At 58.9% G+C, this 9,823-nt stretch carries 10 protein-coding genes; 9 read left to right on the forward strand and 1 reads right to left on the reverse strand.

Features of this window, described 5'->3' with window-relative positions; all coding sequences use genetic code 11:
* Positions 1 to 39: 39 nt before the first annotated feature.
* A complete protein-coding gene (locus tag ASG68_RS08670) occupies positions 40 to 1,455 on the reverse strand; it encodes an aldehyde dehydrogenase family protein (protein ID WP_062609446.1) in 1,416 nt (471 codons plus the stop codon).
* 98 nt (positions 1,456 to 1,553) lie between these two features.
* Between ASG68_RS08670 and ASG68_RS08675 the strand changes: the two genes are divergently transcribed.
* The 9 genes from ASG68_RS08675 to ASG68_RS30365 all read left to right on the forward strand — a co-directional run.
* Entirely contained in the window at positions 1,554 to 2,474 is a 921-nt protein-coding gene (locus tag ASG68_RS08675; protein WP_200951799.1) for a LysR family transcriptional regulator, read from the forward strand.
* Positions 2,475 to 2,696: 222 nt separating this feature from the next.
* Positions 2,697 to 3,308 carry a glutathione S-transferase family protein gene (locus tag ASG68_RS08680; protein WP_062609454.1) on the forward strand — a complete coding sequence of 204 codons (612 nt, stop codon included), beginning with the start codon at positions 2,697 to 2,699 and terminating at the stop codon, positions 3,306 to 3,308.
* Between the two features lie 60 nt (positions 3,309 to 3,368).
* A complete protein-coding gene (locus ASG68_RS08685; protein WP_062609456.1) occupies positions 3,369 to 5,426 on the forward strand; it encodes a pyridoxamine 5'-phosphate oxidase family protein in 2,058 nt (685 codons plus the stop codon).
* Between the two features lie 124 nt (positions 5,427 to 5,550).
* On the forward strand, positions 5,551 to 6,099 hold the full coding sequence (locus tag ASG68_RS08690; RefSeq protein WP_062609458.1) for a carboxymuconolactone decarboxylase family protein: 549 nt from the start codon (positions 5,551 to 5,553) through the stop codon (positions 6,097 to 6,099).
* A 75-nt stretch (positions 6,100 to 6,174) separates the two neighbouring features.
* Positions 6,175 to 6,639 (forward strand): DUF1348 family protein, encoded by a 465-nt coding sequence (locus ASG68_RS08695; RefSeq protein WP_062609460.1) that lies wholly within the window; start codon positions 6,175 to 6,177, stop codon positions 6,637 to 6,639.
* Positions 6,640 to 6,662: 23 nt separating this feature from the next.
* Positions 6,663 to 6,968: a hypothetical protein gene (locus ASG68_RS08700; protein WP_062609462.1), complete on the forward strand. Its 306-nt coding sequence runs from the start codon at positions 6,663 to 6,665 to the stop codon at positions 6,966 to 6,968.
* A gap of 72 nt (positions 6,969 to 7,040) precedes the next feature.
* Positions 7,041 to 7,931: a LysR family transcriptional regulator gene (locus ASG68_RS08705; protein ID WP_062609464.1), complete on the forward strand. Its 891-nt coding sequence runs from the start codon at positions 7,041 to 7,043 to the stop codon at positions 7,929 to 7,931.
* Positions 7,932 to 8,114: 183 nt separating this feature from the next.
* Positions 8,115 to 9,086 carry an alpha/beta fold hydrolase gene (locus ASG68_RS08710; RefSeq protein WP_062609466.1) on the forward strand — a complete coding sequence of 324 codons (972 nt, stop codon included), beginning with the start codon at positions 8,115 to 8,117 and terminating at the stop codon, positions 9,084 to 9,086.
* Positions 9,087 to 9,510: 424 nt separating this feature from the next.
* The coding region (locus ASG68_RS30365; protein WP_082553979.1) for a helix-turn-helix transcriptional regulator at positions 9,511 to 9,823 on the forward strand (313 nt) is incomplete at its 3' end.

A 9,823-nucleotide genomic window follows, 5' to 3' on the forward strand; every position in this document is an offset into this window, starting at 1 on the left:
TGACGCGCGAAGTTCACGCTCCGCTCGTCACGCCTATCATTACGCGATTATAGCCTTTGGTTCCAGAAATGCCTCGAGGCCAAACACGCCGTATTCACGACCAATCCCTGACTGCTTGAAGCCACCAAAGGGCGCGAGCGGTTCATGCGGTGCGCCGTTTATCACCACGCGACCGCTCTCCAGTCGATCCGCAACCGCCTGCATGTGTGCGGCGTCGGAGCCATGCAGATAGGCCTGAAGGCCATACGGGGTGTCGTTTGCGATGGAGATGGCCTCATCCTCGTCGCGGTAGGCGATGACCGACAGGACCGGTCCGAAGATCTCCTCGCGCGCGATCCGCATCTGGTTGTCCACGCCTAAAAAGATTGTCGGCTTTGTAAACCAGCCACGATCCAGACCGGCGGGCCGCCCCCGGCCCCCCGTCAGGAGACGGGCGCCTTCCTGCGTTCCCAGTTCGATGTAGGACTGGACACGATCGTACTGCTTGCGGCTGACCATTGGTCCGATCATCGCGTCCGGATCGTCGGGGGCGCCGACCTTGAATGTCTCGATCTCCTGCTTCAGTCGGACCAGGACGTCATCGAGCAACTGATTCGGAACCAGAATACGGGTACCGGCAATGCAGGCCTGGCCACTGTTGATGAAACCCATCCGCAAGACGGCGGGGATAACCAGATCTAGATCGGCATCGTCGAGAATGATGTTTGGACCCTTGCCGCCAAGTTCCAGGGTTACGCGCTTGAAGGTATCCGCCGCGTTGCGCAGGATTTCGCGGCCGACCGCGGTGGAGCCCGTGAAGGTCACTTTCGCGATATCCGGATGCCGGCTGAGTTCCGCGCCGACGACATTGCCATAGCCATTGATGATGTTGAACACGCCATTCGGCAGGCCCGCCTCATGCAGGCACTCCGTCAGGATCTGCGTCTGGATCGCGCTCATCTCGCTTGGCTTGATGACGATGGTCGAACCGGCGGCGATGGTGGTTGCGAGCTTCGAGGTGATGAAGCCGATATTGCTGTTCCAGGGCGTGATGGCCGCGGCGACGCCAGACGGCTGCATGATGACGCGGGCGCGGCCCATTTGGCGCTCGAATTCGTAGTCCTCCAGAACAGACGCCATGGTGAGAAAGCTCGAAGCAGCATGAGGAATAGCAAAGCGCGTGAAGGTCTGCGGAGCGCCATATTCGAGCGACATCGCTTCGGTGAGATCGGTAACGCGCGCGGCGACCGCGGCGTTTAATCGCTTCAGCATATCGATGCGCTCGGCCTTCGACGTGCGTGAGAACGCGGGGAAGGCGCGCTTCGCAGCGGCGACAGCGTCCCGCGCATCGTCGACGCCGGCAAGCCGGACCGTACCGATCCTCTCTTCAGTGGACGGATTATGAAGATCGCCCGTTTCGGTGCCCTTCGGTGTGACGAACTGACCGTCGATATAGATCTTGTCGATGTTGCGCATGTCTAACTCCTTTCGACTGTCAGGCTTATCTGGCATTTCAGGACTGTCCTGATAAGCTGGCCAAAATCGTTCAGCCTGATAAGGGATTACGGACAATGATGCGTGGCTCGCTCGCCGAACTCGAAGCAGTTCTCGCGGTGTCTTCCAGAGGCGGGTTTCGGGCCGCAGCGCGAGAGCTTGGGATCTCGTCCTCCTCGCTCAGCCAGCAGATCGCTACGCTGGAAGCGCGCATGGGCGTCAGATTGTTCAATCGCTCCACACGGAGCGTCGTCCTTTCCGCCGCCGGCGAGCAATTCGTGGCGAGCGTCGGCCCGGCGCTGGAGGCCATTCGCAACGCCGTTGAGCATGTCGACGAGCATCGTGTGGAAGCCACCGGTACCCTGCGCATCAACACGTCGGTCGGCGCAACCCGCATGATCCTGACGCCGCTGATCCTGGAATACATGCGAAGGAACCCGCAGATGGCGGTGGAGATTGTCACGGAGGGGGCACTCGTCGACGTCAATGCCAAGGGTTTCGACGCCGGGATCAGAATCCGAGAGGCTGTTCCCCCCGACATGGTTGTCGTCCCGATCGGCGACAACGTCCGTCCGGCCATCGTCGGTTCGGTCGAGTATTTCCGGCAGCATGGAAAGCCGCAGGTCCCGGCAGATCTTCAGAACCACGAGTGCATTCGGGCCAGAATGGCGAGCGGCACGCTCTATCGCTGGGAGTTCGAAAAGCGAGGGGAGAGCTTCACGCTCGACGTTCCCGGCAAGCTCACGCTCGACGACAGCGACCTGATGCTCCGGGCGGCCAGGGACGGAGCCGGACTCGCTTATCTGAATGAATGGCAGGTATCAGACGACGTCGCCGCCGGAAGGCTGGAGCAGGTCCTCGCCGACTGGACGCCGCCCTATCCGGGTCTCTGCCTTTATTATCCCGGAAGACGAAATATCCCCGCCAAATTGCGGCGGTTCGTCGATCTCATCAAGGACGTTCGGCACGGCAGCCACGTTGAGAGCCCGCCTCAAGATTAGGGAATGTCTCGCCAGGGTGTAGGTAACGCAGAGGCCTGAGCAAGGCCCAGCCGTCTATGCGTTGCTTTCAGGAATGAACTCACCGCGCGGAGCGGTTCCAAGCACTGTTGCGTCCAGCGTAACGATGCACTGTCAAACATGAGTATTCAACGCGCTGATCGCCTGTTGCATCCTTTGCGCATGGATCGGGAACGGACCCGGCCTTCAATCAGGAGCGATCACATGAAACTTTATCACCATCCGCTGTCGGGCCACGCGCATCGTGCCCGGCTCTTTCTCTCGCTGATCGGGCTCCCCCACGAGCTGGTCGAAGTCGATCTGAAGGCAGGCGCTCACAAGCAGCCAGATTTCCTCAAAATGAACCCGTTCGGGCAAGTCCCGGTGCTCGCGGATGGCGATGTCTTCATTTCCGATTCCAATGCAATCCTGGTTTACCTTGCCAAGAAATCCGGTCAGACCGAATGGCTGCCGGAAGACGCAAAAGGGGCGGCTGAGGTCCAGCGCTGGCTTTCGGTTGCGGCAGGTGAGATCGCTTACGGACCGGCGGCTGCCCGTCTGGTGACAGTCTTCGGCGCCAAGTTCAATCCGGAAGAGGTCATTGGCCGTGCACACACCATCCTTGGCCGGATCGAGAGCCAGCTGCAAGGGCGGGAATGGCTTGTGGGCAATCACCCGACGATTGCCGATGTCGCTATCTACAGCTACGTCGCGCGCGCTCCGGAAGGCAATGTCGATCTGAGCGCCTATCCATCCGTGAATGCTCTCTTGCGTCGGGTCGAACAACTTCCAGGCTTCGTCGACTTCGTCAAGACGCCGGTCGGCCTTGCTGCCTGACCCTCGACAGGGTGTGCGATACGTCGCGCGCCCTTCGCCTCTTTCCCCTGGAGAACGCAGATGTCCATGACCCTCACAAAACTGCCGACGTGGCATGAAGGCGAGACCTTTATCCAGGAAAAGCTCGGCGTAAAGGAACGCATGGCCGCAGTCGGTCAGCGTGTCGTTCGCGATTTCATGCCGGACCAGCATCGCGACTTTTATGCGCAACTGCCGTTCATCGTCCTTAGCAGCGTCGATCAAGCCGGTGATGCCTGGGCTACCTTTGTCGAAGGCCAGCCAAGGTTTATGTCGTCGCCTTCGCCTGTCGTCCTGAACATTCTCGCAAACCGCGATCCGAGCGATCCGGCGAGCGAAGGAATGGCCGACGGCTTGCCGATCGGCCTCCTCGGCATCGAGATGCAAACACGTCGCCGCAACCGCATGAACGGTTTTGTCTCGACGATAGAGGGCGGTTTCCGCGTCGATGTGGACCAGAGTTTCGGAAACTGCCCGCGTTACATTCAGCTGCGAGACTTCGCGTTCGAGCGGCAGCCGGGAAGACCGTTCCAGGGTAAGGTGGAAGAACTGCCTGTGCTCGATGATCAGGCACGCACGATCATCCAGGAAGCCGATGCGTTCTTCGTTGCGTCTTACGTCGATCGCGAGGACCGGCGCCAAGTGGACGTATCCCACCGCGGCGGGAACGCAGGATTCGTCCGCATCGGTGACGACGGCGTCCTGACGATCCCCGACTTTGATGGGAATCTCTTCTTCGCGACGCTTGGCAACATCCTGCTGAACGGAAAGGCAGGACTTCTGTTCGTGGATTTCGCAACGGGCGACGTGCTGCAGATGACGGGGAAGGCCGAAATCATATTCGACTCCCCCGAGATCGCCGCCTTCCAGGGCGCGGAGCGGTTCTGGACATTCAAGCCGACACGTATCATTCGTCGCCGCAATGCTCTGGCTCTAAGATGGGCGTTTCAGAAGGACGGCTGGTCGCCGAGCTCCCTGATGACAGGCAGCTGGAGCCAAGCGGTCGACCGTCTCCGTGCGACAGAGCTTGCCACAAGCTGGCGGCCAATGACCGTCACCGCGATTGTCGATGAAAGCGCGACGATCAAGTCTTTCCATCTGCAGCCCGGCGATGGCGCCGGGCTGCTCCCCCATAGGGCGGGTCAGCATCTCCCTATACGCGTAAAGCTGCCCGATGAAGAAAAGCCGGTCATCCGCACCTACACACTCTCGGTCGCACCCTCCGACGCTATCTACCGCATCAGCGTCAAGCGAGACGGTCGGGTATCGCAGTTCTTGCATGATAATGCTGCCGTCGGCGATGTCATCGAGGCGCGCGCGCCTGCCGGCGGCTTCGGCATTGACGCCCACGCCACACGTCCGGCGGTTCTTCTTGCAGGTGGCATCGGCATCACGCCGCTGCTGGCGATGCTCCGTCATGTTGTTTATGAAGGGCTACGCAAGCAGCGGGTCCGTTCCGTCACGCTGTTATACGCATCCCGCACCAAAGCTGAGCGGCCGTTCGACAAAGAGATTGCCGACCTTATTGGTGCTACCAAGGGCGCCGTGCGCTTGATCAGGGTCCTTAGCGACACCACGGATGCTGAAGAGGGCAGGGATTACGACGCCGCAGGTCGGATCGATATGGCGATGCTGACGCGGTTCCTCCCCTTCAACGACTATGATTTCTATCTCTGTGGCCCCGCACAATTCACGCAAGACCTCTACGACGGGCTGCGGGCCCTCAACATTGCTGATGATCGCATCCAGGCTGAAGCCTTCGGTCCGTCGTCGCTGATCCGCACGGGGCAACCCACACCAGCAGTCGTGCCTTCTGCCTTGCAGCCGTCCGAAAAACCCGTGCCCGTCGTGTTCACGAATTCCCTGAAAGAAGCACGGTGGACATCTGGCTCCGGCACTCTCCTGGAACTCGCAGAAGCACGCGGCCTCGAGCCCGAATTCAGTTGCCGCGAAGGCAATTGCGGGACGTGCCGGACGAAGCTCGTCAAAGGTGCCGTCGCTTATGTCAAGCAGCCCACCGCGAAGATCGACGCCGACGAAGTGCTGCTCTGCTGCGCCGTTCCAGCCGAACAGGAAGGCGGCCTGCAGCTTGCTGTGTAAGCGGCGATTGCTGCGTCCAGCGCAACAGTCCCTTGTTTCCTTTCGATCTTCAGCAAATTACGCCACCCGATCATATTCAATCTCAAGAGAGCAACGTCTCTCTCAACCGAAAAAGGAGATTACAATGTCACGCATTCCTACCCCGGCCACCATCGAAGAAGCTCCGGAAGCGTCCCGTCCGATCCTCGAGACCATCCAGAAGCAGATCGGCTCCGTTCCGAACATCTTCCGGCTGGTGTCCAATAGCCCCGCCGCGTTGACGGGCCTGACCTCGCTCCAGGGCGCACTCGGCAAGGGCAAGCTGCCGCCGGCCACCCGCGAACGCATCGCGCTCGCCATGGCTGAAGCCAACGGTTGTGACTACTGCCTCTCGGCGCACACCTTCACGGGCACAAAGTTCGCCAAACTTGACGAAAGCGAAATTGCTGCCAACCGAAACGGCACGTCTAACGATCCCAAGGCGGCGGCTGCCGTCGAATTTACCCGGGCACTGACAATGGCTCGCGGGTCCGTTGCGCCAGCGGAAATCGCCAAGGTTCGCGATGCAGGCTACAGCGACGCGGAAATCGTCGAGATCATTGCCCATGTCGCCCTCAACACCTTCACGAACTATGTGAATGAGGCCCTCGACACAGAGATCGATTTTCCCCGCATCGATCGCGCGGCTGCGTGATGCCTGGCCTGGAGGCGGTGCTGGACGTACCGCCTCCCCCCTACGATTGACCATCAACCTCAGAGGAATTTTTCCATGTCTCGTCCGCCGCTTCCCCCATTCACCAGAGAGAGTGCCATCGAAAAGGTCCGCCTTGCCGAAGATGGCTGGAATAGTCGCGATGCTGCAAAGGTCGCGCTTGCCTACACGCTCGATACGCGCTGGCGCAACCGCGCCGAGTTCGCGAAGAGCCGCGCCGAGGCAGAGGCCTTCCTGACCCGCAAGTGGAACAAGGAGCTCGACTATCGCCTCATCAAGGAACTCTGGGCTTTCACCGGCAATCGTATCGCCGTCCGGTATGCCTATGAATATCGCGATGACAGCGGCCAGTGGTTCCGCGCCTATGGCAACGAGAACTGGGAATTCGCCGAGGATGGCCTGATGCGGGAACGTCATGCCAGCATCAACGAACACCCGATTGCTGAAGCCGATCGCAAGTTCCGTTGGCCGCTGGGCCGCCGGCCCGACGACCACCCCGGCCTCAGCGACTTCGGCTTTTAAGGCCTAACCCGAGGAGATGAACAATGGTCGGCTCGTCAATGGATCCACGGGCAAGACTTTCAATAGAACTGGCCCTCACAGGAACGAATGCGAACAAGCGTCTACTTGCCAAACAAGAAGAAGCCGGTCGTGCCCTCGGGATGACCGGCGCCGAGATGGATGTGGCAAGGCGCGGTTCAAGCTTCGACTTCAATACATCGATCGCCGTATCACTTGCTTTGAATGCCTGTCGCGAAACGCGCCAGCGCGCAATACGCGCTGGCATTTCCGAGGAAACCTGCGAGGAAATAGAACGCCTCGCGCTTTCTCTTCGTGCGCAGGCCGCCTGAACATGCGTTGCCTCTTGAGGCTTCGGTTCCAAGCACTTAAGGTGCTGGAAACAAACGTGATTGGGGACGCGGATGGACCGGTGGCAGGCAATGAGGATCTTTGTGAAGGTCGCCGAAACAGAGAGCTTCGCAGACACCGCTCGCCAGATGTTCATGAGCGCCCCGGCCGTCACGAGAGCGGTTGCTTCGCTCGAAGACCTGATTGGCGCGCGACTTCTTGTGCGAACCACCCGCTCGGTGAAGATGACCGAAGCGGGCGTTCGTTATTTCGAAGACTGCCGCCGGATTTTGGCCGATATCGCTGAAGCAGAGGCCGCCGCCGGCGGCTCCTATGCTACGCCGACGGGAACTCTCTCCATAACCGCGTCAGCGCTGTTCGGGCAGATGTACGTCCTCCCGATCGTGACGAGCTATCTCGACACACATTCGACGATGAAAGCCAAGACGCTTTTCATTGATCGACCGGTAAACATCGTGGAGGAAGGGATCGATGTCGCTGTGCGTATCGGCCATCTCCCGGATTCAAATCTCTCTGCCGTCAAGGTCGGAAGTGTCCGGCGCGTCATGTGCGGTTCGCCAAAGTATTTCGAGCGCTACGGCGTTCCGAAATCGCCAGACGATCTCAAAGACCACCGCATCGCTGCATCGACAGCGGCATGGGCTTCACCTGAATGGAAGTTTGCCAGCGATCTGCGGGTATCCGTGGATGCGGCTCTGCAATGCAATACCAACGAAGCAGCGATACAGTCCGCGCGTGAGGGATGGGGTCTGACCAGGGTTCTCAATTACCAGATCGGCCCAGCCCTCGTCGCTGGAGAACTCCAGATCGTTCTCAGCGAGTTCGAGGAACCAGCTTTGCCAATTCATATACTCCATCCTGAAGGACGGCATGCTCCAGCAAAGGTCCGTGCCTTCGTCGATATGGCTGCATCCAGACTACGCGAGAACCGGCTTTTGAATTGATAGTTGGCTTTCCAGAGTCAAATAGTCGGCGATCAGGTTGCTTTTGGCATGTCCATTCCATCGCATTTATATCACCTGATGAAATAATCCCTTGTCGAGTACGAGCATTCTCCCTCCAGGCCGAAAGAGCGATGGTGGCTGCAGGCAACAAGCCGCCCGCAATCACTCCTGAGGAGAACCACAATGTCTCGTACTCTCGCCGCACTGCTTCTCGCATCCGCCAGCATCTCTGCTTCCGCTCCAGCCGCGACAGCCTTCGCCGAAACAACGGTGATCACTCAGCAGGCGCCTGCAACGGTCCATTATCGCTCCATGAAAATCGATGGGGTCAACGTTTTCTATCGTGAAGCCGGCCCGGCCGACGGCCCCGTCCTCGTGCTGCTTCACGGCTTTCCGACATCGTCCCACATGTTTCGCAACCTGATCCCGTTGCTCGCAGACCGCTACCGCGTCATCGCCCCTGACTATCCGGGCTTCGGCCAGAGCGATGCGCCCGAGCACACCAAATTCGAATATTCCTTCAGCCACTATACCGATATCGTTGATACGCTGCTGTCCAAGCTCGGCGCCGCCAAATATTCCATGTATGTCATGGATTATGGCGCACCTGTCGGCTACCGGCTGGCGCTCAAGTACCCGGACCGCGTCACCGGCCTCATCGTCCAGAACGGCAATGCCTATGACGAAGGCATTCGCGATTTCTGGAATCCGATCCGCGCCTACTGGAAGTCGGGCGCGACAAAGGACCGGGAAGCGCTCTCGGTACTCGTGGCACCCGAAACGACCAAGTTCCAGTATACCGATGGTGTCAAGGACTTGACGCGCATCAGCCCCGACAACTGGGTCCATGATCAGGCTTTGCTCGATCGGCCTGGCAACAAGGATATCCAGCTCGACCTGTTCTACGACTACCGCACCAACCTGCCTCTTTATCCGCAGTTCCAGGCCTTCTTCCGCGACCGCAAGCCGCCGACGCTGATCGTCTGGGGCAAGAACGACCAGATCTTCCCTGAAGAAGGCGCGCATCCCTATCTGCGCGATCTTCCTGAGGCTGAGTTCCATCTTGTGGACACGGGACATTTCGCGCTCGAAGACAAGCTGGATGAGATGGCGCCGCTCATTCGAAGCTTCCTTGATCGCAAGGTCGCGAAGTAAAACGCCGCTGGCTTCCTGCAACTGCCGTACTGGTTGCGGGAAGCCTCACCCGTTAGTAGCCTTCGATGTTGCAGGCGTTGAGTTGTTTTTTGAACGCCTGCTGCGTCTGGTCGGGAAACCGTTGCAGACTGGATGCCATCACTAGATGCTTATGTCGGGTAGCATTATTTAAAATCAGAGGCTTAGCTGGATTGGTCGAAGCCCAGCTGTTCGATTCCTATCAAGGCGTGAGGGTGTTGGCTGGAGCTCGCGAGCAATCCGTCACGACGACGCCCTAATATCTTTAGTGAAAGTTTTTGTTCGATGCATGGTGCATATAGCTCGAATGTGTTCGATGCATCTTCCATTAGTGAACATTGCGAAAGTGTTTGTACTAGCTCGATGCATAGCGCATATTGTCGCTATATGATTGATGGATCGACCAATGCCGGCCACGAAGAAACAGAGCTATGCTCGATATACGATTGCTGCGGTTAGCGTGCTGGGAAGTATGATCCAGCTTGAACGTAAATCTCGCAAGATGACGGCGCAGGAGCTTGCCGGCCGGCTCGGCATAACACGCGGAACTCTTCAGCGGCTTGAACAAGGAGATCCCAAGGTGGAACTGGGCCTTGCCTTTGAGGCATGTACCGTTCTCGGCATTCGCCTTTTCGACGACGATCTTGCTGGTATGACGTTCAGAAACGAAGACCTTCAAAAACGCCTTACGCTTCTACCCAAGTATGCGCGTCCACGAA

Source organism: Rhizobium sp. Leaf453 (genome assembly GCF_001425605.1).
Lineage (GTDB): Bacteria > Pseudomonadota > Alphaproteobacteria > Rhizobiales > Rhizobiaceae > Pararhizobium.

Bases quoted from the DNA above. Each gene is read 5' to 3' on its own strand.
- ASG68_RS08670 (WP_062609446.1), bottom strand. From the start codon at position 1,455: ATGCGCAACATCGACAAGATCTATATCGACGGTCAGTTCGTCACACCG.
- ASG68_RS08675 (WP_200951799.1), top strand. From the start codon at position 1,554: ATGCGTGGCTCGCTCGCCGAACTCGAAGCAGTTCTCGCGGTGTCTTCC.
- ASG68_RS08680 (WP_062609454.1), top strand. From the start codon at position 2,697: ATGAAACTTTATCACCATCCGCTGTCGGGCCACGCGCATCGTGCCCGG.
- ASG68_RS08685 (WP_062609456.1), top strand. From the start codon at position 3,369: ATGTCCATGACCCTCACAAAACTGCCGACGTGGCATGAAGGCGAGACC.
- ASG68_RS08690 (WP_062609458.1), top strand. From the start codon at position 5,551: ATGTCACGCATTCCTACCCCGGCCACCATCGAAGAAGCTCCGGAAGCG.
- ASG68_RS08695 (WP_062609460.1), top strand. From the start codon at position 6,175: ATGTCTCGTCCGCCGCTTCCCCCATTCACCAGAGAGAGTGCCATCGAA.
- ASG68_RS08700 (WP_062609462.1), top strand. From the start codon at position 6,663: ATGGTCGGCTCGTCAATGGATCCACGGGCAAGACTTTCAATAGAACTG.
- ASG68_RS08705 (WP_062609464.1), top strand. From the start codon at position 7,041: ATGGACCGGTGGCAGGCAATGAGGATCTTTGTGAAGGTCGCCGAAACA.
- ASG68_RS08710 (WP_062609466.1), top strand. From the start codon at position 8,115: ATGTCTCGTACTCTCGCCGCACTGCTTCTCGCATCCGCCAGCATCTCT.